This is a genomic window from Rhizobium sp. 25PS6 (genome assembly GCF_032464655.1).
Lineage (GTDB): Bacteria > Pseudomonadota > Alphaproteobacteria > Rhizobiales > Rhizobiaceae > Rhizobium > Rhizobium laguerreae.
Genome location: NZ_JAWDIV010000006.1, coordinates 199,984 through 225,670, shown reverse-complemented (window position 1 = coordinate 225,670; position 25,687 = coordinate 199,984). Strand labels below are relative to the sequence as shown.

The window sequence follows — 25,687 nt, the reverse complement described above, 5'->3', positions numbered from 1 at the left end:
TCATGCATCCTTCTTTATTGCGCGCCTTTGATCATCAAAGGTAGTTTACTAGACTCAACTGCTGGATCTTCGAGACGATCGTGTAAGCCGTTTCAAGCTGCGTTTCCAAAGTCTTGACGAGGGTGGACGCCTCGTAAGGGTCGACGCCCTGGAGATCGACGAGCTTGTTCTTGATGATGTTCGATTGAGCGTCGAGAGCGTCGTTCGACTTCTTGACGCGCTCTTGGGAAAGACCGAGCTGGCTTGCCTGGGTAACCAGGCCACTGGTCGCCTTCGCCGTGTAGCTGATCGCCTGCTTGGACACCGTGCTCATCGCATCGCTGCTGAGGCCTTGTCCCAACAGTGCCGAGGCCATCACCGAGGCGAGCGCGAAGTAACGCATGCCCTCGGAATTGGCATTGGTCGAGGATTCGATCACTTCGGAGTTGCTGATGCGGCTCGTCATGTTCTGGTTCGACGCCTGCGACCAACCGGTCGTCGGGTCGGTCCAGGCTGCCTGACTGAACATCGGCTCTACCGTCGTGGTGATGAAGGTGCTCATTTCGGCGCCGGTCAGATCCTTGACTGCCTTCGGGGGGACAAGAGCGGCGGCGTATGCATTCAACTGCGTGACGATGGCAGCACTTGTCGCGGCCGTCTTATCTGTCAGCGGCTGCACATCGGTGTTGATGCCCGAGAACAGATATTCGCCGTTTACCATGGTATTGGCCGTATCCATCATCGTAGACAGGGCGCTGGTCGCCGATTGGATGGCGACGGTGATGCTGCCTGGGTCGTGGCTGCCCTGGAGCGCCGTCAGCTTCGAAACGAGGCCGTCGCCGACATCCTTCATCTTGGAAAGGCCAAGCTGCGAGGATTCCATGCGCGCAGTGACAAGCGAGTTGCTTGATTTGATCGAGGCTATCCTGTCGACCTCGCGGCTGAAGTCGACGCTCCTGGCGGCGTTGCCGCCGAGCGAGACGCCTATATCGGCATAGACTCCCGTCGTCGCTTCCATCGTCGCCTTCGTCATCTGGTTCTGCGCCTGACGGATCGTCAACCGCATCGCATTCTGAATGGCCGAACTTGAAATAAATGAGCTCTTCATGGCTTAACTCGCAATATCCAGCAATGACTTCAACATTTCGTCAACGGCGTTCAGGATCTTGGTCGCCGCCTTGTAGGACTGCTCTATGTCGAGGAGCAGCGTCAGCTCCTCGTCCAGGTTGACGCCCGTCTCGTTGGAATAGGCTTCGTCGGAGCGTGACAGCGCCGCCGAGGTGTTTTCCGCCGCCGTCGTGGCATTGCTGCGGTACTGTTCGAGCCAGCCGAGGGAATTTGTGGCGAATTCCATGATGCTGACGTTTGAATCGATGCCGGTCGTGGCGTCGAACCCGACCGGCGTCCCCGCCGCTGGATCGAAATCGATGTCGGAGCCCAATGCGGTATAGAGACGATCGAGTTCAGTCGTATAACCGCTGGCGCCTGACGTGTTCAGGACGAGGCCGGTGGCGTTGACGCCACCGTCGCGCAGGCGCATCGGATCGCCGCCTTGCGAGGTAATGACTCGGCTGCTGACCGTGATGGTCGCCGCCATGCCGGCAACCGCGGTGGCGCCGGTATCGACCGTGCCGCCGCTCCAGGTGAAGAGGCCAGGCACATAGGCCGGGCCGACTGCCGTGTTCTGCTCCTTGAAGAGCGAGACCAGGCCACGGGCGACTTCGTCGAGCTGTTTCTGAAAGTTCGGAGCGATCTCGTCGCGCACCTGGAGGAGAGACTGAAGGCTTCCCTGCCCCGTCGTCGTCGATCCGCTGCCGCGCGGAAGTGCCACACCGTCGATATAGACCGAATTGCCGGCGATGGTCGCGGTATAGACATCCTGAGACTTGAACGTCACCTTGCGCGGGATCGTCTCGAAGAGGATCGTCCCGTCAGACGTGCTCAGCACCATGTCGTTATTGTCGCGCGTCGTTGCGTTGACGCCGACGATCTGCGAAATCTGCTTAAGAGCCTTCTCACGCTCGTCGAGAGCGCCGGATGCATCCGCACCCGAGGCCGTGGCGGTCTTCACCGCATTGTTGGCCTTCTCAAAGTCGCTGAGAAGCGTATTCAGCTTATCGACGTCGGTGGCGATCTGCTTGTCGGCGGTGGCGCGAACGTTCTGAACGGATTGCGAGGCATTGTTCAGCGAGTTGGCGACGTCCTGCGCGGCGGTGATGGCGCCCTGAGCGGCGACGGTGCTGCCCGGCGTCGTGCGGAAGGCCTGAAGCTTCTGCTGGAAAACACCGAGATAGGTGGATGGCGACGTTTCGTAGTCGTTGCCACCCACGATCGACTTGAGGTCCTCAAGACCGCCGAGCAATGCCTGCTGGGCACTGTCCTGAGAGGATGTCTTCAGGTATTGGCGCAGCAGCGCCTCTTCCTGCGCCCGATCGATCTTGACGACCTGCGCGCCATTCAAGGACGTGGTGAGCATCGCCTGCCGGCGCACGTAATCTTTGTTGCCGGCATTCGAGATATTGTTCGATACGACACTGCTCTGAGTGCCTGTATTGTTGAATATGTTCTGCGCGGTATTAAGTGCGGATGTGAGCGACATGGCTTACCCGGTACCTTGCTTATCTCTTGAGGTTGACGAGAACGTCCATAATGTCGGAACCCGTCTGGAACACCTTGGAATTGGCGGTATAGCTGCGCTGCGATTCGATCATCTCGGTCAGCTCGCCGGCGAGGTCGACGTTCGAACCCTCGAGAGCACCTGATTTGATGGTGCCCAGACCGTTGGTCTGCGGGAAGCCGGTGACGGTGACGCCCGACTGGCCGTTGGCGCTGTAGACGTTGCCGCTCATCAGCGTCAGCTTGTCGGGGCTTGCGACATTGGCCAACGGAATGCGATAGAGCGGCTTGGTGCTACCATCTTCGTATTTCGCGTAGACGATGCCGTCGCCATCAACCGTGACGTCCTTGACCGGGGTCGCTGCCTGACCGTTCGGCGTACCGGTGCCGGAGAAGTCGGCACCGAGCTGGGTGAAACCGGAGAAATCCATGGCGATCGTCTGGCCAGTCACCGTATCGGCGATGTTAACGGCGCCGCCCGTGAGCATCTTGCCATCGCGGTCGAAGGTGAGCGTTCCCGTGCCGACAGCTGCAGCGGCCCCACCGGGGGCGTATGGGAAGGAGGTCGTGCCGCCCACCGCCGCGTCAGCGTTGCGGTAGATCGAAACCTGCCAGGTGGCGGCCGTACCTGTCGCCGGCGGCGGTGTCACGACAGAAGTCTTCGTGAAGTAGAAGTCGTACATCACCTTGTTGCCGAGACGGTCATAGGCAACCATCGAGACCTTCTTGGTGTCGGTCGTCGTCGTGGCTAAGTTGTCGCTCGGCAGCGTCGCAGGAGCAACCGGAGCGACCTTGGCGTTGGAATCGAGGTTGCCCTTGAAGACGCCTGATGTCGATGCGATCGCGGTCAAACCATCCTGGTTGACGTTGACGGGAACGAGGCCATCGAAGCCGTTGACGACGACGGCTGGAGCGCCGGAGTCGTAGGAATAGCCCATCAGCATGAAGCCGGCGGCGTTGACGAGATTGCCTTCGTCGTCCTTGGTAAAGTCGCCGGCGCGGGTCAGAACCGGGGTGCCGTCAGGACCCTGGACGATGAAGAAGCCGTCGCCTGAGATTGCAAGGTCGGTGCTCGACGTGGTGTAGGAAATATCGCCCTGGTCGGAGACGGCCTGGCGAACGGAGGTCTGAACGCCGCCGGAATTGTAATTGCCGCCCGAGGAGGGCAGAACCAGCGACGAGAAGCTCGTCGACACAGCCTTGTAACCGGTGGTGTTAACGTTGGCGATGTTGTCGGCGACGGTGCTGAGGCGGTTGGCCTGCGCGTTCATCCCCGATACTGCCGTCTTCATGCTGCCGAAAATGCTCATCTGAAAACCTCGTTTTACCTGTTATGCACGAGAGTATTTGTCGGGCCTTGCGTGAAGCTGTCTGTCATGCGAGCTGGGAGGCCTGATATCGATGTTCAGCCGGGCGCCGCCGCCCGGCCGAGAAATCAGGCCCAATCGATGCAGTAACCAAGGAAGCGCTTGGAATCGACCGGATCGACGCCGAGCTTTTTGCGCAGCTTCTTGCGCAGCTTCGAGATGTGGCTTTCGACGACGTTCTCCTCGACCTCTTCGTCGAAGATGCCGTAGATGGCGTTGAAGATCTGGGTCTTGGTGACCCGGCGACCGCGATTGGCGATCAAATATTCGAGGATGCGGCGCTCGCGCCGGGGAAGTGCGAAGACTTCGCCGTTGATCTCGGGGTCACGACCATCCGAGAAGACGCGGATCCCGCCGATCTCGGTGTAATTGGTGATCGCCTTCAGCCGGCGCCGGATCGCAGCCGCCCTTGCGAGGATTTCGCGGGGATGCACCGGTTTGCGCACCACGTCGTCGACGCCGCAATCGAAAAGCGCAAGAGTGTTTTCGAGCGAGTGCTGGTCGCTGACCGCAATCACCGGCGCCATCGACCGATCCCGGATCGCCCGGGGCAGTTCGAAATTGCGCTGGCCCTGACCGATCAGAAAGGCCTCGACTGCAGCTATATCGGAATCGGCAGCGGTCTGCACCCACTCGCCAAATTCCGCTGGATCAAAGCCGGTGGAGGGAATGCCCTCACGACCGAACAGAGATGTGTATCCATCTTTCACGAGCTCACGCTCATCAACCACTACGATCATTCGTCCGCCTCCGAATCAGTGTGGCACTTCGATGATCTATGGGTACGAATCGCACGAATCGGCGACAACTCGTTAAAGTTAATGGCAGAAACTAATAATTGATTAAGATCTGGGTAGCGATTTGATCTATATCTAGTGGGTACGCCTGATTATGCACACCAAAATTTCGTGGAAAAGTTAACAGTCGGTTAAATATGACTTGCGTACGGGTTTTGTGCCGGATTCCCGCCACATTGTGACACAGTTTCGTCACAATGCGCCTCTTCCATCTTTGGTTGAATCAATTTCGGCAAAAGTTACTCGCATTGAGAGTCCACTTGCCATAGCCGGTGGCAACGAGATTGGAGATGACGCGGCAGACATATTGCTTCTGCGCCGGATTGTTGTTGGGTCCGGCATGGTATCTGGCTACCGCCATCGTCCATGTCTCGTGACGGTCATGCAGATTGCGGAGGAATTTTGCCGCATACTCGACGTTGCGATGCGGGTCGAACATCTCCTCGGTGGAGCGGAAATTCTCGCCGTGAAAGTAATGGTTGATCTGCATGCAGCCGATGTCGATGAGCTTGGCGCCGCTGCTGCGGGCGACATCGAACTGCCGCATCGCGTCCTGCTCCGAGGGCGGAAAGATCGCCTTGCCTTCGACGTTCATGGCGTAGGGATAGAGCGAGCCTTTGCGGCCGGTCTCCGTCAGCCCAACCGAATAGAGGATGCCTTCCGGGATACCGTATTTGGCCGCTGCCGACTGGATCTCGCGTTCGCAGGCGCCGGTGGAGGCGATCGCCTCAGAGGTAAACGCCGCCAGTGCTGCTGCCGCCGCCAGAACGAGCGTCTTCAATACTGGTATCGCCTGCGCCATTGAAGCCTCCGTCCGTCCGCTGTGCCGTCTGATTGTGGCGATCGCGCGCCTCGCCGCCCTGCCCCTGCTGAGAGAGCGACTGCTGCTGAGAGGCCTGACCCTGGTTGCCGGCGTCGGGACGCTCGACCGGCGCCATGCTGATGGTGACGTTTTCGACCGCGTAACCCTGGCTGCGCAGAGCTTCGAGAATCTTGCCGTGATCTTCCTTCATTTGACGATAGGCCGCCCCGGTTTCGACCTTGAGGTCGACGTTCAGAGCGTCGCCGGACAGGCGCATGGTCGCCGTCACCAGGCCGAGATCGAGTGGGTTCATCTGGATCTTCAACGTATTGACCACCTTGCCGGTGCTCGTCCATTCCGCCGCGTTGGAGAGCGCCGAGCTCGGCTCCATGGCGCGCGCCCATTCGGAATCGCCGGAGAGAGCGGCGGTGACGGCGGCGGAATTCGTATTCTGCATCAGGCCGATATAGCGGCGCGATTCGAGCACCGAAACGTTTTCGACATCGGCCTTCTTCGAACCATCTTTCGGTCCGGCCTGCTCCGTGCCGATGTGGACATCCATCGACACGCCGCGGCCATCGGCACGGCTCAACCTGAATTTCTTGCCATCGGCGGCTTCGGCAGTCTCCGATCCGGGGACCTTGATGTCATCCGCCTTGCCGCTCTCGACGTTGCCGCTGACGGCCGCAAGAGCGTCGGACGCATGGCCGCCCGCTTTGGCTTCGATACCATCGAGTTTCTTGTCGGCCGCTCCAGCCTCGTCGACCTTGGCGGAGACGTGATGCGCGGTGGTCGCCGGCAAAGTCACGGTCCCGTCGGCAGGCTCCTGCTTCAGCAGACCCAGAACATCGGAAATGCCGCCGTCATCATCGTCGCTGACCTTGTCCGTATCGGTTTCCAGCGCGTCGGCCTTGATGTGTTTGCCGCTCTTGGCTGCCGGAGCGACGTCGTCTGCGGGACTGTCCTTCGGATCGAGCTTGCCGAAGGCGAGATCGGCCGGCATTTTAACCTCAGCCTTTACGGGCTTTGTCGTGGCCTTTTCAATACCGGCAATCGTTTCCGGCTGCACCTCGGCCTGTGCCTTCAGCGCGGCGTCGCCGAGGTCGATCAACGGCTTTGCACTGCTGCGGCCGCGGATCGTCCGCGCCACTTTCTCGGCGCCGCCATCGGCAGCCACGCCCTGATCCGGCTGCGCATCGTCGGGCTCGTCATTGACCGCATCGCTGCCTGCCTTGGCAAGCGCGTCGAAGAAGCCATTCTTTTGGCCGTCAGCATCACCTTTTCCGGCCAGTCGCGCGGATTTCGCAACCGCAGCCGTCTCCGTACCGGAGGCTCCGCCCGAGACGCTTATATCCATCATTGTTCGTTGCCTTCTTGCGCCAGAAGACCATCGATCTCGTCGAGCTTGGATCGATTGGTCGTCACGAATGCGTTGAATGAGGGGTCGGTATCCTGGCTTTGGCCATTCGATGCCACACCTCCCGGAACAGGCTCGGGAAGCGCGCCTGGCGCTCCCGGTTGCGTGGCTATCGCCGCAGCCTTTTCAGAAGTGATTTCTTGATGATCAGTGTTAGGATTGGAGGCTTGCGTCAAGCTTGCCGGGTCGGGAGCGCGCAGGATCTGTTCGGCAACGGATCGCGCCGCCGCCTGCAGCGCCTGATCCCGCCGCGACAGCGCGTTGCCGTCGATGCCGCTGACATTCTTTGCTGCCTGATCGATATCTTCCGTGGGAAGGCCGGCCATGCCGCCATAGAAATCCGCGAGCGGACCGAAAGCATTGTCAGTGCCGCCAAGCGACTGCACGCGTCCGACCGCCATGCGCGCCAGCTCCGGCTTGCCTGATATCGCGGCGGCGCGGGCAATGCGCAGATAAACCTCGCGTTGGCGCGGTGCGTCCATGAAGGACAGGATGTCGATGACATCCTGTGGTTTCACGTCGTGATCGTGGCCGACGACGAGGGTGACAAAAAGATCGGCGAACTGGCTGGCATAGGGCGAATGCAGGAATCGTCTGACATAACGCTGCGAATAGGCCATTCCCCTGTCGAGCATCCCCTTGTCGACGCAAATGGCGAGTGAGCGGCGCAACGCCGCCTCCTCGACGATCGTGCCCGGGGCGGCAAGACGCGCCTGGTCGTAGAGATCCAGCGCGTCTGTCGGTTTCGTCGCGATCAGCACGTTGCCGCCGATCAGCGCAAGGTAGGGGCCGATCTTCTTGTCGCGATATTCCCTGGCGGTCTCCTGCAGCGTCTTGGCGACGAGGAGGCCCTTGCCGCTCAAATATTTGCGCAGCACGTCGGTGACACGGTTATCGAAATAGCCGTTGACGTCGTGGGCGATCAGATATTCGAGCGTCTGAGGGTTGCCGCCGCTCATCGTGTAGATCAGCGCTGCGTCGACATTGCGGTCGTCGTCGAAGATCGACGGTTCGACGGTGCGCAGCCGCGTGTCGATCGTGCCCAGCATGAAGCGCTGCATCTCACCGGCCGAATGATCACCGGTAACGACGGAATCCTGCACGAATTGCAGCGACCGCAGCATTTTGTAGGGCGCGAGATCGTCCGGATCCTGCGCATTGGCTGCGGCCGGCGAAAGCATCGCCAGGCCGAGAGCCACAAATCCGAAGTAGCGATGCTGCCGACGCGCCATTCGACTATCCTTGATCCGCCTGCACCAGAATCTCGATCCGGCGGTTGGTCGCGTTGAACGGGTCAGACGGCAGCTTCAGCCGACGGTCGGCAAAGCCGGAGACCTGGGAGATGCGTTTCTCGTCGAGCCCGCCGCGCACAAGCATGTAGTAGGCGCTCTGAGCGCGGTCCATCGAAAGCCGCCAGTTCTCGTTCTGGGTGCCCTTATACTGGCGACCGTCCGTGTGGCCACGGATGGCAACCGCACCACCCCTCTCCTTCAGGATCGCGCCGATCTTTTCCATGGCGAGCACCATTTCCTGGCGCGGAACCGCAGAACCAATATTGAACATTGAATCGTCGGCCTGGTCGGAGATGCTGACCAGCAATCCGCCTTCGGACGCCGTCACGGTCAGGCCTTCGGCGAGCTTGCCGGCAACGCCGCCGATCTGCTGGGTGATCTGCGCCTGCAACTGCTCGGCTTCCTTCTGCTGCTTCTGCTCGGTCTCGGCGGCACTCTTGTCCGCATCCTTCTGATGATCCGCGTCTTTCTGAGCTTCGGCCTTCTTGTCCTCGGTCGACTTCCCACCCGGCGTTTTGCCGTCCTTGGCCTCGACGGGGCCCTTGGTTTCTTTCGTTTCCTTGGTTTCCTGGGCGGCCTTCTGATCGGTGGTCAGCGGTATCGGCTTGGCGTCCTCGAGCTCGGCGATCTCGGTCGTCTCGCTCTCGACCGCCTGCTCGTCGCTCTTGCCGGGCGGCAACGGCTTGCCGGCCGTCGTGACCTCGACCTGCTTCGTCCAGAAATCCGGATCGAAGGGATCTCGATAGGCCTCGCCGCCATCGGCGCCGGTGGCCGGGCCGGAATCGGCGGCACCGCCATCGCCCTTTGCGCTGACATTGGCCTGCTGGCCGACTTCCTGCGCGATCTCGGCAAGAACCGAATAAGGGTTTTCGAAGAAATCGGCCTCGGAATAATTGGTTTGGTCACCGGAGGTCGATGTCTGGTCGTCTCCATCCGCCGCGGCCTTGCCGTCGTTCGGATCTTCTTCCTTCTGTTTCGACTTCTCCTGCTTCTCCTCGCCCTCGGCGTTGTCGACGGGCTTCTTCAGGCCCTTCTCGGTTGGCTTTTCGTCGGAGAGTTTGATCGGATTGAAATAGGTCGCGACCGAGGCCTTGGTCTCCTCGTTGGCGGCATTGACCAGCCACATAACCAAGAAGAACGCCATCATCGCCGTCATAAAGTCTGCATAGGCAATTTTCCACGCACCGCCATGGGCGCCATCGTGATCACCGCCGCCATGTCTCTTGACGATGATGATCTCGTTCTTGCCGTGGTGGTGGTTTTCGCCTTCACTCATTCCAGAACTTTCTTCAAGCTGGCCGCCCAGGCGGACATACGGGTGACGATAACGGAATCACCGATTTCGACGGTGAGATCGATATCGTCGGTCTCAAAATGGCGAACCGCGCCTGCATGTTCGCCGAGCTCGGCCTTCAATATGTCGAAAAGCCGGATCGGCCCCCTGACGACGATCGCTCCGGCCGCGCCTTCGAGGATCGCATCACGCAGCAGGGCGGCGAGGCTTTCGGTAGCCTTGGCCGCGAGCGCCTCCGTCATGACTGGCGCAATGGCCACGGCGGCGCCGGCGCTGACCAGCTGGGCGACCTCTTCGGCGATATCGCGGATGCGGGACGCAATGACCGCCGCCGCCTCGACCTCGTAGCGAAGCTTCAGTTCTTCGAGCTCCCGCGCATGGACCTCCGCCAACGTCCGCGCCTCGAGTTCGTATTTCTCGGTCAATTCCACGGTCGCTGCGGCATGACCTTCCGCATAGGCTTCGCGGCGCTCCGCCTCGACGTCGATCGCCGGCTCGCTCGGCATTTCGGGAAAATCGTCGCCGCCGAAATTGTTCATATCGAGGATCGGCGCCGACGATTCCGGTTCACCGAAATCCTTCAAATACCGGGAAAGCGTAATGCTCATAAAAAACCATCCAGCATTCGGGAGGCATGCGGCATGCCCGCCCCCGCTCAAAGTGACCTTGCGCGCCGGCATCCCCTTCGGAACGGGCAAGGGGCTGACCTTGCGCCGGCACGGATTCGGACGATGCCTTCATGCCGGAAATTATGCAGTCAAACTTGCGCGAGGATGAATGGCGCCGCCGCCACCCGTGATCGCACCCACCCCTATTCCAGCAGGATCAGGATCTTGCTTGCGGCCGTGTTGAGGATCGAGATCGCTTCGACCGCCATCTGCTTCTGGGTTTCGATCGCCTTCTGCCGGATAGAAGCCTCGTCCATGTCGGTATCGACGAGTGCGCCGACACTCTTGTCGATCGAATCGGACAGATCGGCGGTGTAGTCTATTTGATCGTCGATACGTGCCTTCATCACGCCGATGGAAGCCGCCGTCGTCGTCAGCGAGGCGAGCAGCGAATCGGTCACATCAAGCATGTCAGTAAGTTGCGCATCCGTCGTGTTCTTGCCGATCGCAATTTCCGTACCTGTCGCCGGCGTGGTCGAGTTGGCGTTCAAAAGGTAGTAGTTGCGTGACGTCACACCGCTGTTGTTGATCGCGTTGGCATCGACCGACTTGGTCAATAGGCCGCCACTTGCATTGTTCTTGTCGATGAGAATGGTCTGCGAGGATGGGAAATCGATGGTCTGGGCCTGATATTCGCCGGTCGGAGCGCGCACGAAGCCAGAGATGACCTGCCATGTCGGCGGCGGAGCTGTGTCACCGTTCAGCAACCAGTTTTCACCCGCAAACGATGTCGATTCGACGATCGTCTGCAGCTGCTCCTTGTATTCGCTGATCTCCGCGTTGATCTTTTCCTTGTCGGCGCCGGGCTCTCTTGCCGAAACCAGCTTGGCGCGAATCTGGCTTAAGAGATCGATCGAGGAGGTCATCGCCGTGTAAGTCGCATCGACCTTGGCAGCGCCGAGACCGAGCGCATCTCCGATTGTTCCGAGATTGGTGCTGTCCGAGCGCATGACGGTCGCGACCGACCAGTAGGACGCATCGTCGGCGGCCGTCTCGATGCGATATCCCGAGGACACTTGCTGTTGAGTCTGGCTGGCTTCTTTGTTGATGCTGCGCAGCACCGCAAGCGCATTCACCGCGGACGCGCTGGTAATCTTAACGGTCATCGACAGGGTCTCGGAATAAGGTGAAAGGGCAGGCCGGATTGCCGGCGGCGACGGAGGTGGCATCATGCCTCCGGCAGGGTTTCCGCCGGTGTGTCGCAAAAGCAAATCAACTCAAGGCGAAGGTAACTCGATATCAACCTGTTCGGCAAGAGCGCAGCACCGAGCGCGGCGCCCCGATTGCTATTTCGATCAAGCTATTGATCTAAAAGAAAGAACCGCGCCGTTTCGGGCGCGGTCCGGGAGGTTTTTGCTTGCTGCCAGACGGCGGCGCAAGATTCGGTCCAGCTTCAGCGCCCGACTTAGCTGCGGAACAGCGTGAGGATGTTCTGCGCGCTGGAGTTGGCAATCGACAGCGACTGGATGGCCAGCTGCTGCTGCGTTTGCAACGCCGTCAGCTTGCTCGATTCCTCTTCCATGTCGGCATCGATCAGGCGGCCGACGCCTGAATCGATCGAGTCGCTGAGCGCGCCGACGAAGTTTTCCTGCAGCTCGATGCGAGTGGAAATTGAGCCGAGCTGCGATGCAGCCTTGGTCATGGCTTCCAGGCCGGCCTCGATTGACGTCAGAGCCATGGAGATCTCAGCCGAGCCGAAAGTGCTGATGTCCATCGAGTAGATCGAGCCGATCGTACCGTATGACGTGCCGATGATGCCCGAGCTCGTCTCGATCACACCGGTCGAGGTCATGCCGAAGAGGACGTTGCCCGTCGAGCTCGTGTCCAAGACATAGTCCGTCGTCTTGACCGAGACATTGCCGTTGCCGTCGCGGACGAAGGTGGAAACGACGCTTTTGGTGCCGTCGACGCCGGCAACCCAGTTTTCACCGGAGAAGGAGGCCGACTGGGCGATGCTCAGGAGCTGCTGCTGCAGCTGGCTGATCTCCTCCTGGACCTTGGTCTTGTCGACACCGTTTTCGGTCGCGGCGACGATTTTCGCCTTGATTTCGCTGATAACATCGATGGCGCTGTCCATGGCGGAGTAAGCGGTGTCGACTTTGGCGGCGCCGAGACCGAGAGCGTCAGAAACAGCCCCGAGAGCCTTGTTATCCGAACGCATGGTCGTTGCAATCGACCAGTAGGCGGCGTTATCGGCTGCTTTTTCGACGCGGTAACCCGACGATACGTGGTTCTGCGTAGTCTCAAGGCTGTCGTTGATTCCGCGAAGTGTCTGAAGAGCGGCCATCGCCGCGACGTTCGTCAAAATGCTGGTCATAAAATGATTGCCCCTTGTTGGCAGATGGGAAAAAGGGACATTCCGGAAAGCTACCGGGAACGGAAAGCAGCCTCATGCCTGTTAACCGGTTCTTAAACTTGGTTAACTCTCCGTCTCGTTGACCGCAGAAGACAGCATTATAGTTAATCATTGGTTAATAGAAATTAAAAAGCCGCGCTCCATCGAAGCGCGGCTCTATTCCTGGATGCCCGCCGGGGACCGGCGGGCCGATGTTTCGGCGGGCTATTAGCCGCGGAACAGCGTGAGGATGTTCTGCGAAGAAGAGTTCGCAATCGACAGCGACTGGATCGCCAGCTGCTGCTGGGTCTGCAGGGCGCTGAGCTTGGAGGACTCTTCTTCCATGTTGGCGTCAACGAGGCGGCCGACACCGGAGTCGATCGAGTCGCTGAGCGCGTTGACAAAGTTTTCCTGCAACTCGATACGCTTGGAGATCGAGCCGAGAGCAGCGCCGGCGCTGGTCATAGCCTTCAGAGCCGATTCAACGTTGGTCAAAGCCGACTGGATCTGGCCGAGCGTGAAGCTGGTGATGCTCATTGCGAAAACCGAGCCGACCGCACCATTCGAGGTACCGAGAATACCCGTGGAGGTTTCAACAGCACCGGTAGTGGTCATGCCGAACAGGACGTTGCCCATGGAGCCGTTCGAGAGAGCATAGTCGGTTGTCTTGACCGAAACGGCGTTAGAGGCATCGCGGACGAAGGTGGAAACGACGCTCTTGGTGCCAGACGCGCCGGCGACCCAGTTTTCACCCGAGAACGACGCCGACTGTGCGATGCTCAGGAGCTGCTGCTGCAACTGGCTGATTTCTTCCTGGACCTTGGCCTTGTCGACGCCGTTTTCAGTGGCGGCAACGAGCTTTGCCTTGATGTCGCCGACGACGTCGATGGCGCTGTCCATGGCGGAATAAGCGGTGTCGACCTTGGCGGCACCGAGGCCGAGAGCGTCTGATACAGCCGAGAGAGCCTTGTTGTCCGACCGCATGGTCGTTGCGATCGACCAGTAAGCAGCGTTGTCGGAAGCCTTGCCGACGCGATAGCCGGACGAAACGTGAGCCTGGGTTTCCTGGAGACCCTGGTTGATGCCACGGAGAGTCTGGAGGGCTGCCATTGCAGCATTATTGGTGTTGATGCTCGTCATTGTTTACTTGCCCCTTGTTGGCAGATTTTAAGAAGGGACATTCCGGATTTTGGGCCGGCCCACAGCGATCAGCATCATGCCTGTTAACCATTCCTGTTAGGGTTAACTCGCCGTTTCGATGGGCCTAGATGACAGCAAGATGGTTAAGGAAAGCTAAATTCAAATTGGAAATAGCGTAAAAATATCTGATAGTTAGGAGGATTTTGATTAACCTTATATTAAAACATTTCGCGGCCGGGGATGACCCGGCCGCGAAACTTGCAAGTGTTGTGGGCTGTCCTAGCGGAACAGCGACAGAATGTTCTGCGAAGAAGAGTTCGCGATCGACAGCGACTGGATCGCCAGCTGCTGCTGGGTCTGCAGGGCGCTGAGCTTGGAGGATTCCTCTTCCATGTTGGCGTCAACGAGGCGGCCGACACCGGAGTCGATCGAGTCGCTGAGCGCGTTGACGAAGTCGTCCTGGCTGTCGATGCGCTTGGAGAGCGAGCCGAGAGCAGCGCCGGCGCTGGTCATAGCCTTCAGAGCCGCTTCAACGTTGGTCAAAGCCGTCTGGATCTGGCCGGCGGTGAAGGTGGTGATGCTCATCGAGTAGATCGAGCCGACCGTACCCGTCGAAGTACCGAGGATACCCGTGGAGGTTTCAACCGAACCGCCGCTCATGCCGAACAGGACGTTGCCGAGCGAGCCGCTCGAGAGAGCATAGTCGGTCGTCTTGATCGAAACAGCGTTGGAGCCGTCGCGGACGAAGGAGGAAACGACGCTCTTGGTGCCAGACGCGCCGGCAACCCAGTTTTCACCGTTGAAGGAAGCCGACTGAGCAATGCTCAGGAGCTGCTGCTGCAACTGGCCGATTTCTTCCTGGACCTTGGCCTTGTCGACGCCGCTTTCAGTAGCAGCAACCAGCTTGGCCTTGATATCGCCGACGACGTCGATGGCGCTGTCCATGGCAGTGTAAGCGGTATCGACCTTGGCAGCGCCTACGCCGAGAGCGTCGGAAACAGCCGAGAGAGCCTTGTTGTCCGAACGCATGGTCGTTGCGATCGACCAGTAAGCGGCGTTGTCAGAAGCCTTTTCGACGCGATAGCCCGACGAAACGTGGTTCTGCGTCTGGTTGAGGCCCTGGTTGACGGCACGCAGCGTCTGGAGAGCGGCCATTGCGGAAGAATTGGTGTTAATGCTTGTCATAAGTCTGTCCCCTGAAAAACAAGATACAAAAAGGAGGACATACCGGACTATAGTACCGGCGATGACGGACCAGCTTCATGCTACTCGGCGCCTTTTTTGTTTGGCCCAAACCCGTCATGTCCAGGGCAATTTCGCAGCCAATGCTTGCCAACTTCTTAAAAATGCAGACCCTGGGCCGGCTCCTTGCAGGGCATAGTTAATGCCTTCTCACAAGGCTTAGTTAATGCCGGCTGAAGATAATTTTTGGCATCCGAAAGGTGCGCTTTCCTGGGACAGTCGAAGGCTTTCCGGACAAAGCAGGCGCTCATCGCGCCACCGGTTTCAAGCAAGCTTCGAATGCCAGTGTGGCGGATGCCGGGATAGCATCATCGGACCGACCCCGTTTTTGGGAGGACGAGCCATGCGCGCTTCGGCGATCGACAGCCATGCCAGAACATTTCCTTCACGGAGTTGAGTTTTGAACAGCAAAGTTTCGTTCTCTGCGGCATCAAAGGATTACCAGATGGGCCGCTACACACAGTCCTTGGCGACGCTCAACCAGTTGATGGATATCCAGCAGGACGCCAAGACCTATGCGTTGCTGGCCAAAAACCTCGTGCAACTCGGCTTCAAGGCCGATGCCGCGAAAGCCTATGGCCTGGCCGGCAACTGCGAAGGACCGAACGCCTACGAATACCAGAAACAGGCTGCCAAGCTGCACTACGAGACCGGCAGCGAGGACGACGCCCTGCTGATCGCCATGCGAAACCTCAGCAAGGCCCAGGAAGACCCGGAACTCGCCTTCATCATCACCGCGATCTATCTGAAGCGCCAGCAGCGGGATATCATCCGGCCGTTCAAGACGGTGCTGTCGGAGAGCCAAAATCCCGATCATATGCGCCTGGCAGCCCTGCTGCTGAGCGACGATCTGCACGACGCAACCAACCAGGCCCTTGCGCGCAACCTCTTCAAGCGTTTTCCCGGCAATCTCGCATTCCGCTTCCTTCATCTTGTTTTCGCCCGCGAATTCAACGAGTTCGAAGAGGCAAGCAAGCATCAGGCAGTGATCGACGCCACCCTTGCAAAGGGCGATGTCGAGATCCTACGCAAGGACAACCCATTCTATCATCTGCACTGGTGCGGCAACGAGGATTTCAACCGGTATGCGACGATCGGCACCACGCCCCTCAACCCGGAACGGGTGGCCTTCCGCCGCAGCCAGCCGCACACATGGTCGGACAAGATCCGGATCGGCTACATGTCATCCGACTTCTGGGATCGTCACGCGACGATGAAGCTCTTGCAGCGTATCCTCGAGTTGCACGACAAGGACCGGTTCGAGGTAACCCTTTTCTGCCATACCGAACCGGAATTCCTGAAGCACAACGACACAGACCGCAGCCGTTGGGGCAGGATCGTCACCGTTCACGGCTTCTCCGACCAGATGATGCTGGAAGCGGTGCGCAAGCATAATATCGACATCATGGTCGATCTGAAGGGCCATACGTCAGGCAGCCGCGCCACGGCCTTCAACTTGCCGCTGGCGCCGGTGCATGTCGGTTGGCTCGGTTTTCCCGGCAGCACGGTCAATATCGATCTCGATTATGTCATCGGCGACCATTCGGTGCTGCCCGAGGTGGCCAAACCCTTCTACCACGAGAAGTTCTGCCGCCTGCCGGAGAGCTACCAGCCGAACGACCCGATGCATCGTCCGAAGCCACGTGCTGTTACACGCGAGCAGCTCGGCCTGCCTGATGACGCCTTCATCTTCGCGTCCTTCAACGGCAACCGCAAGATCACGCCGGAGACGATCGACAGCTGGTGCCGTATTCTCAAGCGCGCGCCGAACAGCGTGCTCTGGCTGATGGCGAATACGCCGCGCAACCAGGCAAACCTCTTGAAGCAGTTCCAGACGGCGGGCATTTCGCCCAAGCGGATCATCTTCTGCCCGCGCGCCCCTTACGAAGAACATATAGACCGTCAGCAGGCAGCCGACCTCGGCATCGACACCTTCCCGGTCAATGGCCACACGACCACCTCGGAGCAGCTCTGGGGCGGCCTGCCGGTCCTGACCGTCAAGGGCACCAACTTCGCGTCACGCGTCAGCGAGAGCCTGCTCAGTGCCATCGACCTGCCCGATCTCGTTGCGCCCGACCTGCAGGCCTATGAGGATATGGCTGTCGAATTGGCTGAGAACCCCGGGCGGATCGCCGAATACAAAGCGCATCTCAAGGAGAAGCGTTATATCGCGCCGCTCTTCGATGCCGAACGGTTCTGCGACCATCTGGAGCAAGCCTATGAAATCATGGCCGAGCGCGCCAAGCAGGATCTTGCACCCGATCATATGGACATTCCGGCGCTGCCACCGCGCACGGCGCCGTTCGCGGCCGAGTGAGGCTTTTCGACCACTGCAGCGCCACGCGTCTTTCAGAGTCGTAAACGACGCTTGGCACCTTGAATTGCTGCATAATGAAAGAACCCGCCGGAGCAATCCGACGGGTTTTCTCATTGGCGAATATCCAAACGGCGGCAGCCGTTCAGCTGAACGAGCGCACCAAGCTGCCGACGAGCAGGTTCCAGCCGTCGATCAGCACGAAGAAGAGAATCTTGAAAGGCAGCGAGATCGAGGTCGGCGGCAGCATCATCATACCCATCGCCATGGTGATGGTCGCGACGATGAGGTCGATGACGAGGAACGGCAGCACGACAAGGAAGCCGATCTCGAAGCCGCGGCGAATCTCGGAAATCATGAAGGCCGGGATCAGCACGCGGTAGTCGATCGGAGCGGTCGTCTGGATATTCTGTCCGCGTTCGCGCGCCAGATCGACGAAGAGCGCCAGATCCTTGTCGCGGGTATTGGCCGCCATGAAGGTGCGGAAGGGTTCGCCGATACGCTGGACTGCCTCGGTCTCGTTGATCTGATTGGCAAGCAGCGGCTGCACGCCGTTCTGCCAGGCCTGATCGAAGGTCGGCGACATGACGTAGAAGGTCATGAACAGCGACAGCGACAGGAGGATCATGTTGGAGGGCGTCGAGGAGAGGCCCATCCCTGAACGCAGGATCGAAAAAGCGATGATGAAGCGCGGAAAGCTCGTCACCATGATCAGGATACCGGGCGCGACCGAAAGAATGGTCAGCAGGCCGAATGTGCGGATGATCCAGGCGGCGACGGAGCCATCGACCGGTAGGTTCAACAAGTCAGTCGGCAGCTGCTGTGCCACCGCCAGTTCCGGTACCGCCATCATGGCGGCAAGGAAAACTATGAGACGAATCATTCGATGACAAATGTCCTGAACATGACCTTCGATACCCGCCCTTGCGAGCGAAGGTCAACACGTTCCTGAATGTCATCCTTGAGATATTGAAAGCCCCGCGGCCCTTCGATCTGCTGGAGGGAAACGGTCCTGATATAAGCGAGGATATCCTGGTGAATATCCTCGGAAACCTTGACATCCGGCGGCCCGTTGAAGAGCAGCGCGACCTCGAGTCGCACCCAGTTTTCCGACGGGTAGGCAAGGTTCGACGTGATCGGCTCGAGCTGGACGACGTTGTTGGCCTCAGTCGAAATTCGCGCCAGACCTTCCTCGGCCTTCTTCTTGGCCTCGGCTTCCTTGGCCTGTTCGGCCTCCTTGGCGCCCTTGACGTTGGGCGCGACGATCGTGCCGACCGCCCATCCGCCGCCGGCGCCGAGCAGGGTGAGCACGGCGATGCCGATGATCGTCATCAGCGCGCCGGATTTCTTCTTCGGTTGACCTGTGCTTGCGTCTGGCTCTGCCATCGTCGTTCAGCCTCAAAGCGGCGAGAAAAGATCGACGGCCTGCTGGCCGCGCGGAGGCTGCTGCACTTCCATCAGGCGGCCGCGGCCGCCGTAGGAGATGCGGGCTTCGGCGATCTTGTCGTAGGAGATCTGGTTGTCGGCATTGACGTCCTGCGGGCGAACGATACCGGCGACATTCAGGATGCGCAGCTCCTGGTTCAGGCGGACTTCCTGCGAGCCCGAGATGACGAGGTTGCCGTTTTCGAGAATGCCGGTGACGACGGCGGCGACCAGAAGGGTGAGCTTGTCGGTGCGCTCGATCTTGCCCTTGCCGTCGGTGCTGGTGTCGGAGCCATAAGTCAGGTCGGTCTTCGACTCGGGCGTCCAGCCGAAGATCTGGGCGTTGACGTCCCAGTTCATGCCGCTCGAATTCGTGCGGCTGCGGTTGGTCTCGTTGTCGAAGGAGGCCTTGTCGTTGATCTGGATGTCGACGGTCAGGATGTCGCCGACGTTGAGCGCGCGCGCATCCTTGAAGAGGGCGGCCTGAGAATCGCTCCACAGCGAATAGCCTTGCGCCACGGCGCGCGGCTGTTTCGGATAAAGCGCCATCTGTGGTGTCTGGCCGTAGGCGAGGCCGCTGCCGATCGGACTCATCGCAGGCGCACGGCCGATCTCGCTGACCGCCGTCGGAGACTGGCAACCTGCAAGGAGTGCGAGGGCGGCGATCGCGGCCGGGAAACGCATATTCATGAAGGATCCTTCGACGTATTGGGATCGGACGCACTGGCGATGACGCTGGCGATGACCGCGGCTTTCTCAGGGTCCATCTCGTTGAGGATGAGGCTCGACTGACGCGGGCCGAGCCGCATGATCACGGCGGAGGCCACCTCGATCTTCATGTCCTGCAACTGAAGTGCGGCCGCATCCGGCTTCATCTTCCTGTAGATTTCAGTGAGGCCGGCTTCCGCCTGCTTCAGGAAATCGTCACGCCGCTTCAGCCAATCCTGGTATTCGGCCTTGCGCTTGTCCATTTCCGCCATGCGGGCGTCGATGTCGGCGCGAAGCTTTTCCAGCTCCTGCTTCTGCAGCAGGTAACGCTGGTCGCGGGCAGGCTCTGCGATGTTGGTGCAGAACTGCTTGATCTCGTCCTGGGAGGTGATGTCGCCTGCCGGCGCATGTTCCTGCGCGAAGGCGCTGGGGATCGACAGAAGGACGAGGCCTGCGGCCGGCAGCGCCAGCCGGCGCAGCAATTGCAGAACCGTCATGTCAGGGTTGATGATATCAATCATTGCAGCACAAGCTCCGCCTGCAGGGCGCCTGCCGACTTGATGCCCTGGAGAATGGCGATGATGCCATCCGGTTTCACACCGATATTATTGAGGCCGGCGACAAGGGTCCTGAGATCTGGACCGTCGATGATGGCGACGCGCCCACCAGTCTGCTCGGCCGCGATATCGGTCTGCGGCTGGACGGCGGTCCGGCCGCGCGAGAAGGGCTCGGGCTGGATGATCTGTGGCGTCTCGGTGACCTGGACAGTCAAGGTGCCGTAGCTGACGGCGACCGGCGAGACGCGGACGTCGGAGCCGATAACGATCGTTCCGGTGCGCTCGTTGATGACCACCTTGGCCGGCGTATCGGTTTCGACGATGAGGTTTTCGACGTCGGCCATCAGCCGGGTGAGATCGGCCGCGCGCGGCTTCTGGATCACGACTTCCTGCGAATCCTTGGCTTCGGCGACCGGGCCGCCGAAGCGCGCCGAGGCATAACCGTTTACGATGTCGGCGATACGGATCGCCGTCGAGAAGTCTGGGTTGCGCAGCTGCAGGACGAGATTGACCGAGTCCTTGAAGCGGGACGGCAGTTCACGTTCGATGATCGCGCCGCCGGGCACGCGGCCTGCGGTGGTGACGCCTTCGGTCACGGTCGCCGCCTGGCCCTGCGCCTGGAAACCGGAGACGATGACAGCGCCCTGCGCGACGGCATAGATCTGCCCGTCGGCGCCGGAAAGCGAGGTCATGACGAGCGTGCCGCCGCGCAGCGACGTCGCGTCGCCGAGCGAGCTCACCGTCACGTCGATACGACTGCCGGGACTTGCGAAGGGCGGCAGGTTGGCGGTGACCATCACGGCCGCGGTATTCTTGGCGTTGGACTGGCCGCCCTGCGTCGAGATGCCGAGATTCTGCAGCATCGCTCGCATCGACTGCTCGGTGAAGGGGGAGGCACGGAAGCCGTCGCCGGTTCCCTGCAGGCCGACGATCAGGCCATAACCGATCAGCTGGTTGTCGCGCCCGGCCTGAAGGGAGGCGATGTCCTTGATGCGGGAGGTCAGCGCCCAGGCGGGCGCGACATCAGCCAAACTCATGGCGAGAACCGCGACAAGGGTGACGAAACGGAAGAACAATTTCATTTTGCCCTCACATGGACCGTGCCGTCCGCAAGCACAGTGCCGCTGACGATGACGCCGGAGTCCATATTGCGCGCGCGAACGACCTGCCCGATCGTGCCGTCTTCGAGCGGCGTGCCGGCGGCGGAGATCGTCATCGCGCCGAGCGATAAGACCAGGCGGATCGAAGAGCCGCGCGTCACCGTATAGGCCTCGCGCAGACCCGAAACCGAAATCGTGCGGCCCGGCAACAGCGTGCGCTTGGAGACCATGCCTTCGACCTGCGAAATGGATTTGGCATAATCGCCGGCGAGGTTGGGGTTGGTGACCTCGACCTCCTGAAGCTGGCTCGACGACAATGTGTCGCCGGGATAGATGATCGTCGTCGGGACGACGGCATAACCCATGCCGGCATCCACGTCCGCGGGCAGGAAAATGCCCGCGACTGCGATCGTGGCTGCCGCCACCCATCCTGCGATGTGTCCTGCCCGGCAAAACATCATGTTTCGGCCCTTCCCTTTACTTCAGGTTCTTGCTGACGATGGAGGCCATTTCATCAGCGGTGGTGATCACCTTGGAATTCATTTCGTAAGCGCGCTGGGCCGAGATCAGCTCGGTGATTTCCTTCACCGGGTCGACGTTGGAAGATTCCAGGTAACCCTGCTTCATGTAGGCGAAACCTTCCTCGTCAGGATTGCCGATGACGGCTTCGCCGGAGGCCGGCGTTTCCTGGAAGAGATTGTCGCCGAGCGGCTGGAGACCCGCCTCGTTGACGAAGTCGGCAAGGGTCAACTGGCCGAGCTCGGTCGCCTCCGTCGCTCCCGGCAGCTTGGCCGAGACCTGGCCGGAGCGGCTGATCGTCAGTTCGGTCGAGCCCGTCGGAATGGTGATGCCGGGAAGGACCTCGTAGCCGTCGATGGTGACGAGTTGGCCCTGGTCGTTCTTGTTGAAGGCGCCGGCGCGGCTGTAAAGCGTCGTACCGTCGGTCGACTGGATCTGGAAGAAGCCCTTGCCGATCAGCGCTACGTCGAGATCGTTGCCGGTCTGGGTCAGTTCGCCCTGGAGATGCAGGTTGCGAACCGCCGAGGTCTGGACGCCGAGGCCGATATTGGCACCTTCCGGAACGACGGCCTGGTTGGCGCGGTTGGCGACACCCTTGGCACGTTCGGTCTGGTAGAGAAGATCCGAGAATTCGGCGCGGGCGCGCTTGAAACCGGTCGTATTGATGTTCGCGATGTTGTTCGCGATGACTTCCAGATTGGTCTGCTGGGCATCCATGCCCGTTGCTGCGATGGCGAGCGCTCTCATGTGTTCGTCCTCAAATCAGTTACATCTGCATCTTGGTGACTTCGAGAAAGGCCGAGACGACCTTGTCGCGGATGGCAATCGCGGTCTGCAGCGTCTGCTCGGCCTGGAGCATGGAATCGACGACTTCACGCGTCGTCGCCGTGCCCTTGATACCGGCAAAGGACATGCTTTCCGCACCCTTCAGGCTGTTGACCGCCTCACTCGCCATGTTGCCCATGACAGAGGCGAAGCTCATGCCGTTGGCCGCTCCTGCGGCGCCCGACATGGTGGCGGCAGACGAGGAGGCGGAATTTTCGGTGTCGACGGCGCCGAGCGCACGGGTCATCGAAAGGTTGCTGACATTCTGGACGCTGCTGATCATTATTATTGGCTCTTCAGGAGGTCGATCGTGGAGGAGATGAGATCGCGGGTCTGTTTGATGGTCTGCAGATTGGCGTCATACGAGCGGTTGGCTTCGCGCATGTCGGCCATCTCGACCAGGATATTGACGTTCGGCAGTTTGACGACGCCCTTCTGGTCCGCAGCCGGATTGCTGGGGTCGAATTCAGTGCTGAAGTCGCCTTCGTCGACGCCGACCTTCTTGACGCCGACAGTCTCGACGCCGTTACTGCGATCCATCTGCTGGCCGAAGGTAATCGTCTTGCGGCGATAGGGATCGGCGCCGGGCGTGTCGCCGGTCGAGCGGGCATTGGCGATGTTTTCCGAAACGATGCGCAGGCGCGTCGACTGCGCCTCGAGCCCGGAACCGGCGATTTTCATTGCTGCTGAAAGCGGATCCATGACTTTACCTCCTGACCGTCATCAACATCATGCGGTTGAAGGAACTGACCAGCGAGGTGTTCAGATCGTACTGACGCTTGATATCGCCCGACTTGGAGAGCTCCTCGGCCAAACCGACCGTATTGCCGGATTCCTGGACACCGATTTCCTGATCGAGCGCGGCGTCCTTGACGTCGATATCGCCGCTGTCGCTGAAATCGTTGCCGCTGAGATGCGCCGGATTGGTGCGCGCCATGTTGATATCGGAATTGTCGAGCACCGCATCAAAGGGCGTAACGTCCTTGGCGCGGAACTTCGGGGTATTGGCATTCGCGATGTTGCCGGCAACAACCTGCTGACGGATCGTCAGCCATTCCGCCTGCCGCGAAGCCAAGTCGAAAAGTTGGATCGGTTGCATGAGAACTCTCCGTTTTTACTGTCCCGAACCTAGTGCGGTAATCTTGCGTGGGACTTACGGGGAATTCAGGCGTCGAGGCGGTTTTCGGGGGAACGCCGCCGCGACGCTGTAACTCTTTGAATAGCTGCGTCATTCCATAAATCGGAATCGATCCAAGAAATGACGGAATAAAAAACAGGGGCTCCGGCCGGTTCACGGCGGAGCTCCTGTTGCCTTCGGCGTTTACGGACAGGTTCAATTGTTCTGGTAGATCTCGCCTTTGGAGGTGACGATCACCCATTTGCCGTCGCGCTGCTCGAGTGTCGCAAGACGGCTTTCGTCGGGCAGGATCGAGCCGATGCGCACCACATACATGCCCGAGGGATCCTCGATCAGCGCCCGGCCGTTGGAAACATGCAGCAGGCGGAAGGAAGATTTGCCGGGGAAAGGCTGATCTTCCTGTATGGCGCGGCCATCGCGCTCCTTGCCGAGATCGGAGACCGTCGCCGTCGTCAGCGGATCGATCGGCGGGGCCTTCTTGTCCGCCTCGTTCTTGTTGACCATGGCAAGCGGCGAGACGCTGAAGACGTTGCGGGCCGGCCAATCCGGCAGTTCACGCGAATTCTCGCTGGCGGCGACATTGATGCCGAATTTGTCCGCATTGAAGAAGACGTACCAGGGAAAGAAGGCGGAGGCGCCGGCAAGCGCCAGGCCGGAGAAGGTCAGAAACCGATCCAGGATGGCGGCTTTCCTGCGCTGCTTCAGGGAAGCGATACGTTCGTCGTCGAAATCAGCCACGTCTAGCCTCTCCTCTGAATAGGGGCGCCCTGATTGCCCATGCCGGCTGCAGCCTTGAGCGCGCTGGCGAGATCGGCGAAAGCGTCGAGCGAGTCGCGATCGCCCGGAGACTGCTTCAGGACGTCGTAAATAATCGGCACCTGCTTGATCGCCATGTCGAGATCGGGATCAGCACCCTGGCGGTAACCGCCGATCATGCGCAGGTCGCGCGTCTCTTCGAAACGATGGATCAGCACCTTCAGCCGCGATACCAGCTTTTCCTGATCGGGCGTCCAGGCTTTGCGGGCGAGACGCGAGATCGAGGCGAGCGGATCGATCGGGGGATACCGCCCTTCTTCGGCGAGACTGCGCTGCAGGACGATATGTCCGTCGAGGATGCCGCGGGTCGAATCGGCGATCGGGTCATTGTGATTGTCGCCGTCGACGAGGATCGAGATGATCGCCGTGATGGTGCCGGCGCCTTCGGGACCGGGACCGGCGCGTTCCAGGAGGCGCGGCAGCTCGGTGAAAACGGAGGCGGGATAACCGCGCGCGATCGGCGGTTCGCCGGAGGCGGTCGCCACCTCGCGGATCGCATGGGCGAAACGCGTGACGCTATCGACGATGAAGAGGACGTTCTCGCCCTTGTCGCGGAAATGCTCGGCGATGGTGACCGCCGTCAGCGGCGCCATCTTGCGCAGCATCGGGCTCTCGTCGCTGGTGGCGACGACGGCGATCGCCTTCTTCATATTGCTGCCGAGCGTATCCTCGATGAATTCGCGCACTTCGCGGCCGCGTTCGCCGACGAGCGCAATGACAACCTTGTCGAAGGCATCGGCGCGGGCGAGCATGGACAGAAGCGTCGACTTGCCGACACCCGAACCGGCGAAGATGCCGAGGCGCTGGCCGAGGCAGAGCGGCGAGAAGATGTCGATCGCGCGCACGCCGGTCTTGAAGCCGGTCTCGACACGCTTGCGGGTCATCGAGGGCGGCGCGGTATTCGAGATCGAGCGGCGATCGAGGCCCTCGGTGATCGGGCCCAGCCCGTCGATCGGCTCGCAGAGCGAGTTGACGGTGCGCCCACACCAGCTGTCCGTCGGTGAAATGCGGAAGGCGCCCTTGCGGATGACGGTATCGTGGATGCCGATCGGTTCGCCGGGTTCGATCGGGCAGACATAGATCAGTTCCGGCTCGACGCGCACGACCTCGCCGAGATGGATGCCGGTGGCCGATTTATGGGCCACGAACTCGCCCAGACGAACATGGCGGGAGAGACCGTGAACCGTGTAGTGGCCGGCAGCGATGGTCTGCACGCGGCCGCCATGGGCAACCGCAAACTCCGGCGATGCGTATCGGTCGACGAGGCCCGCCAGATGCGCCAGCTTCGGGGAAAGGCCGTCCTCAGACAGTAATGTGGTGCTCATGCTTTAACTCT

At 60.3% G+C, this 25,687-nt stretch carries 26 protein-coding genes; 1 reads left to right on the top strand and 25 read right to left on the bottom strand.

What is annotated here, in order from left to right:
- Nucleotides 1-34: 34 nt before the first annotated feature.
- The 13 genes from RWK44_RS11380 to RWK44_RS11320 all read right to left on the bottom strand — a co-directional run bounded on the left by RWK44_RS11380 (nt 35) and on the right by RWK44_RS11320 (nt 14,892).
- The gene (locus RWK44_RS11380; protein ID WP_017959008.1) at nt 35-1,087 is read right to left on the bottom strand and encodes a flagellar hook-associated family protein; all 1,053 of its coding nucleotides are present in this window, start codon (nt 1,085-1,087) and stop codon (nt 35-37) included.
- Between the two features lie 3 nt (nt 1,088-1,090).
- Nucleotides 1,091-2,578: a flagellar hook-associated protein FlgK gene (flgK, locus tag RWK44_RS11375; protein ID WP_131642119.1), complete on the bottom strand. Its 1,488-nt coding sequence runs from the start codon at nt 2,576-2,578 to the stop codon at nt 1,091-1,093.
- 19 nt (nt 2,579-2,597) lie between these two features.
- Nucleotides 2,598-3,905 carry a flagellar hook protein FlgE gene (locus RWK44_RS11370; protein WP_025393171.1) on the bottom strand — a complete coding sequence of 436 codons (1,308 nt, stop codon included), beginning with the start codon at nt 3,903-3,905 and terminating at the stop codon, nt 2,598-2,600.
- 125 nt (nt 3,906-4,030) lie between these two features.
- Entirely contained in the window at nt 4,031-4,702 is a 672-nt protein-coding gene (rem, locus tag RWK44_RS11365; RefSeq protein ID WP_003545558.1) for a transcriptional activator Rem, read from the bottom strand.
- Between the two features lie 280 nt (nt 4,703-4,982).
- Nucleotides 4,983-5,540: a lytic transglycosylase domain-containing protein gene (locus RWK44_RS11360; RefSeq protein WP_316028808.1), complete on the bottom strand. Its 558-nt coding sequence runs from the start codon at nt 5,538-5,540 to the stop codon at nt 4,983-4,985.
- Nucleotides 5,488-6,921 (bottom strand): flagellar hook-length control protein FliK, encoded by a 1,434-nt coding sequence (gene fliK, locus RWK44_RS11355; RefSeq protein ID WP_316028807.1) that lies wholly within the window; start codon nt 6,919-6,921, stop codon nt 5,488-5,490. The genes RWK44_RS11360 and fliK overlap by 53 nt, the downstream gene beginning before the upstream one ends.
- Nucleotides 6,918-8,210, bottom strand: coding sequence for a chemotaxis protein MotC (gene motC / locus RWK44_RS11350; RefSeq protein WP_316028806.1), 1,293 nt, complete (start codon nt 8,208-8,210; stop codon nt 6,918-6,920). The genes fliK and motC overlap by 4 nt, the downstream gene beginning before the upstream one ends.
- Nucleotides 8,211-8,214: 4 nt before the next feature.
- Nucleotides 8,215-9,546, bottom strand: coding sequence for a MotB family protein (locus RWK44_RS11345; protein WP_316028805.1), 1,332 nt, complete (start codon nt 9,544-9,546; stop codon nt 8,215-8,217).
- On the bottom strand, nt 9,543-10,172 hold the full coding sequence (locus RWK44_RS11340) for a hypothetical protein (protein WP_222010031.1): 630 nt from the start codon (nt 10,170-10,172) through the stop codon (nt 9,543-9,545). The genes RWK44_RS11345 and RWK44_RS11340 overlap by 4 nt, the downstream gene beginning before the upstream one ends.
- A 203-nt stretch (nt 10,173-10,375) precedes the next feature.
- The gene (locus RWK44_RS11335) at nt 10,376-11,338 is read right to left on the bottom strand and encodes a flagellin N-terminal helical domain-containing protein (RefSeq protein WP_026264919.1); all 963 of its coding nucleotides are present in this window, start codon (nt 11,336-11,338) and stop codon (nt 10,376-10,378) included.
- Between the two features lie 299 nt (nt 11,339-11,637).
- On the bottom strand, nt 11,638-12,549 hold the full coding sequence (locus RWK44_RS11330; RefSeq protein ID WP_020048484.1) for a flagellin N-terminal helical domain-containing protein: 912 nt from the start codon (nt 12,547-12,549) through the stop codon (nt 11,638-11,640).
- A 246-nt stretch (nt 12,550-12,795) separates the two neighbouring features.
- Complete coding sequence (locus RWK44_RS11325; protein ID WP_131664722.1) at nt 12,796-13,707, bottom strand: flagellin N-terminal helical domain-containing protein; 912 nt, start codon at nt 13,705-13,707, stop codon at nt 12,796-12,798.
- Nucleotides 13,708-13,986: 279 nt separating this feature from the next.
- Complete coding sequence (locus RWK44_RS11320; RefSeq protein WP_131664721.1) at nt 13,987-14,892, bottom strand: flagellin N-terminal helical domain-containing protein; 906 nt, start codon at nt 14,890-14,892, stop codon at nt 13,987-13,989.
- Between the two features lie 457 nt (nt 14,893-15,349).
- Here RWK44_RS11320 and RWK44_RS11315 point away from each other — a divergent pair, with 457 nt between their 5' ends.
- On the top strand, nt 15,350-17,266 hold the full coding sequence (locus RWK44_RS11315) for an O-linked N-acetylglucosamine transferase, SPINDLY family protein (RefSeq protein ID WP_316028804.1): 1,917 nt from the start codon (nt 15,350-15,352) through the stop codon (nt 17,264-17,266).
- Nucleotides 17,267-17,408: 142 nt separating this feature from the next.
- Here the strand turns inward: RWK44_RS11315 and fliP are convergent, their stop codons facing one another.
- The 12 genes from fliP to fliI all read right to left on the bottom strand — a co-directional run bounded on the left by fliP (nt 17,409) and on the right by fliI (nt 25,676).
- Nucleotides 17,409-18,146 (bottom strand): flagellar type III secretion system pore protein FliP, encoded by a 738-nt coding sequence (fliP, locus tag RWK44_RS11310; protein ID WP_168283531.1) that lies wholly within the window; start codon nt 18,144-18,146, stop codon nt 17,409-17,411.
- On the bottom strand, nt 18,143-18,649 hold the full coding sequence (locus RWK44_RS11305) for a flagellar basal body-associated FliL family protein (RefSeq protein ID WP_168283530.1): 507 nt from the start codon (nt 18,647-18,649) through the stop codon (nt 18,143-18,145). Before RWK44_RS11305 ends, fliP begins: the two co-directional genes overlap by 4 nt.
- A gap of 12 nt (nt 18,650-18,661) precedes the next feature.
- Complete coding sequence (gene flgH, locus RWK44_RS11300) at nt 18,662-19,378, bottom strand: flagellar basal body L-ring protein FlgH (protein ID WP_011650477.1); 717 nt, start codon at nt 19,376-19,378, stop codon at nt 18,662-18,664.
- On the bottom strand, nt 19,375-19,917 hold the full coding sequence (locus tag RWK44_RS11295) for a MotE family protein (RefSeq protein ID WP_012756064.1): 543 nt from the start codon (nt 19,915-19,917) through the stop codon (nt 19,375-19,377). Before RWK44_RS11295 ends, flgH begins: the two co-directional genes overlap by 4 nt.
- Complete coding sequence (locus RWK44_RS11290) at nt 19,914-21,035, bottom strand: flagellar basal body P-ring protein FlgI (protein ID WP_003545536.1); 1,122 nt, start codon at nt 21,033-21,035, stop codon at nt 19,914-19,916. Before RWK44_RS11290 ends, RWK44_RS11295 begins: the two co-directional genes overlap by 4 nt.
- Entirely contained in the window at nt 21,032-21,514 is a 483-nt protein-coding gene (flgA, locus tag RWK44_RS11285) for a flagellar basal body P-ring formation chaperone FlgA (RefSeq protein ID WP_131664717.1), read from the bottom strand. The genes RWK44_RS11290 and flgA overlap by 4 nt, the downstream gene beginning before the upstream one ends.
- A 16-nt stretch (nt 21,515-21,530) precedes the next feature.
- On the bottom strand, nt 21,531-22,319 hold the full coding sequence (flgG, locus tag RWK44_RS11280; protein ID WP_003545534.1) for a flagellar basal-body rod protein FlgG: 789 nt from the start codon (nt 22,317-22,319) through the stop codon (nt 21,531-21,533).
- 19 nt (nt 22,320-22,338) lie between these two features.
- The gene (locus tag RWK44_RS11275; RefSeq protein ID WP_020048480.1) at nt 22,339-22,680 is read right to left on the bottom strand and encodes a flagellar hook-basal body complex protein FliE; all 342 of its coding nucleotides are present in this window, start codon (nt 22,678-22,680) and stop codon (nt 22,339-22,341) included.
- Between the two features lie 2 nt (nt 22,681-22,682).
- The gene (gene flgC, locus RWK44_RS11270; RefSeq protein ID WP_003545531.1) at nt 22,683-23,099 is read right to left on the bottom strand and encodes a flagellar basal body rod protein FlgC; all 417 of its coding nucleotides are present in this window, start codon (nt 23,097-23,099) and stop codon (nt 22,683-22,685) included.
- A 4-nt stretch (nt 23,100-23,103) separates the two neighbouring features.
- Entirely contained in the window at nt 23,104-23,496 is a 393-nt protein-coding gene (flgB, locus tag RWK44_RS11265; RefSeq protein WP_017958990.1) for a flagellar basal body rod protein FlgB, read from the bottom strand.
- A gap of 234 nt (nt 23,497-23,730) precedes the next feature.
- Entirely contained in the window at nt 23,731-24,273 is a 543-nt protein-coding gene (locus tag RWK44_RS11260) for a hypothetical protein (protein WP_020048479.1), read from the bottom strand.
- Nucleotides 24,274-24,275: 2 nt separating this feature from the next.
- The gene (gene fliI / locus RWK44_RS11255; protein WP_316028803.1) at nt 24,276-25,676 is read right to left on the bottom strand and encodes a flagellar protein export ATPase FliI; all 1,401 of its coding nucleotides are present in this window, start codon (nt 25,674-25,676) and stop codon (nt 24,276-24,278) included.
- Between the last annotated feature and the right edge of the window lie 11 nt (nt 25,677-25,687).

What these genes read in the sequence shown, in the direction of transcription:
- RWK44_RS11325 (WP_131664722.1), bottom strand. Translation starts at nt 13,707, where the DNA reads ATGACGAGCATCAACACCAATAATGCTGCAATGGCAGCCCTCCAGACT.
- RWK44_RS11305 (WP_168283530.1), bottom strand. Translation starts at nt 18,649, where the DNA reads ATGGCAGAGCCAGACGCAAGCACAGGTCAACCGAAGAAGAAATCCGGC.
- flgK (WP_131642119.1), bottom strand. Translation starts at nt 2,578, where the DNA reads ATGTCGCTCACATCCGCACTTAATACCGCGCAGAACATATTCAACAAT.
- flgA (WP_131664717.1), bottom strand. Translation starts at nt 21,514, where the DNA reads ATGATGTTTTGCCGGGCAGGACACATCGCAGGATGGGTGGCGGCAGCC.
- RWK44_RS11330 (WP_020048484.1), bottom strand. Translation starts at nt 12,549, where the DNA reads ATGACCAGCATTTTGACGAACGTCGCGGCGATGGCCGCTCTTCAGACA.
- flgC (WP_003545531.1), bottom strand. Translation starts at nt 23,099, where the DNA reads ATGGATCCGCTTTCAGCAGCAATGAAAATCGCCGGTTCCGGGCTCGAG.
- fliP (WP_168283531.1), bottom strand. Translation starts at nt 18,146, where the DNA reads ATGATTCGTCTCATAGTTTTCCTTGCCGCCATGATGGCGGTACCGGAA.
- fliI (WP_316028803.1), bottom strand. Translation starts at nt 25,676, where the DNA reads ATGAGCACCACATTACTGTCTGAGGACGGCCTTTCCCCGAAGCTGGCG.
- RWK44_RS11370 (WP_025393171.1), bottom strand. Translation starts at nt 3,905, where the DNA reads ATGAGCATTTTCGGCAGCATGAAGACGGCAGTATCGGGGATGAACGCG.
- flgH (WP_011650477.1), bottom strand. Translation starts at nt 19,378, where the DNA reads ATGAATATGCGTTTCCCGGCCGCGATCGCCGCCCTCGCACTCCTTGCA.
- rem (WP_003545558.1), bottom strand. Translation starts at nt 4,702, where the DNA reads ATGATCGTAGTGGTTGATGAGCGTGAGCTCGTGAAAGATGGATACACA.
- fliK (WP_316028807.1), bottom strand. Translation starts at nt 6,921, where the DNA reads ATGATGGATATAAGCGTCTCGGGCGGAGCCTCCGGTACGGAGACGGCT.
- RWK44_RS11295 (WP_012756064.1), bottom strand. Translation starts at nt 19,917, where the DNA reads ATGATTGATATCATCAACCCTGACATGACGGTTCTGCAATTGCTGCGC.
- RWK44_RS11320 (WP_131664721.1), bottom strand. Translation starts at nt 14,892, where the DNA reads ATGACAAGCATTAACACCAATTCTTCCGCAATGGCCGCTCTCCAGACG.
- RWK44_RS11340 (WP_222010031.1), bottom strand. Translation starts at nt 10,172, where the DNA reads ATGAGCATTACGCTTTCCCGGTATTTGAAGGATTTCGGTGAACCGGAA.
- RWK44_RS11290 (WP_003545536.1), bottom strand. Translation starts at nt 21,035, where the DNA reads ATGAAATTGTTCTTCCGTTTCGTCACCCTTGTCGCGGTTCTCGCCATG.
- RWK44_RS11275 (WP_020048480.1), bottom strand. Translation starts at nt 22,680, where the DNA reads ATGATCAGCAGCGTCCAGAATGTCAGCAACCTTTCGATGACCCGTGCG.
- RWK44_RS11380 (WP_017959008.1), bottom strand. Translation starts at nt 1,087, where the DNA reads ATGAAGAGCTCATTTATTTCAAGTTCGGCCATTCAGAATGCGATGCGG.
- flgG (WP_003545534.1), bottom strand. Translation starts at nt 22,319, where the DNA reads ATGAGAGCGCTCGCCATCGCAGCAACGGGCATGGATGCCCAGCAGACC.
- RWK44_RS11335 (WP_026264919.1), bottom strand. Translation starts at nt 11,338, where the DNA reads ATGACCGTTAAGATTACCAGCGCGTCCGCGGTGAATGCGCTTGCGGTG.
- flgB (WP_017958990.1), bottom strand. Translation starts at nt 23,496, where the DNA reads ATGCAACCGATCCAACTTTTCGACTTGGCTTCGCGGCAGGCGGAATGG.
- RWK44_RS11345 (WP_316028805.1), bottom strand. Translation starts at nt 9,546, where the DNA reads ATGAGTGAAGGCGAAAACCACCACCACGGCAAGAACGAGATCATCATC.
- motC (WP_316028806.1), bottom strand. Translation starts at nt 8,210, where the DNA reads ATGGCGCGTCGGCAGCATCGCTACTTCGGATTTGTGGCTCTCGGCCTG.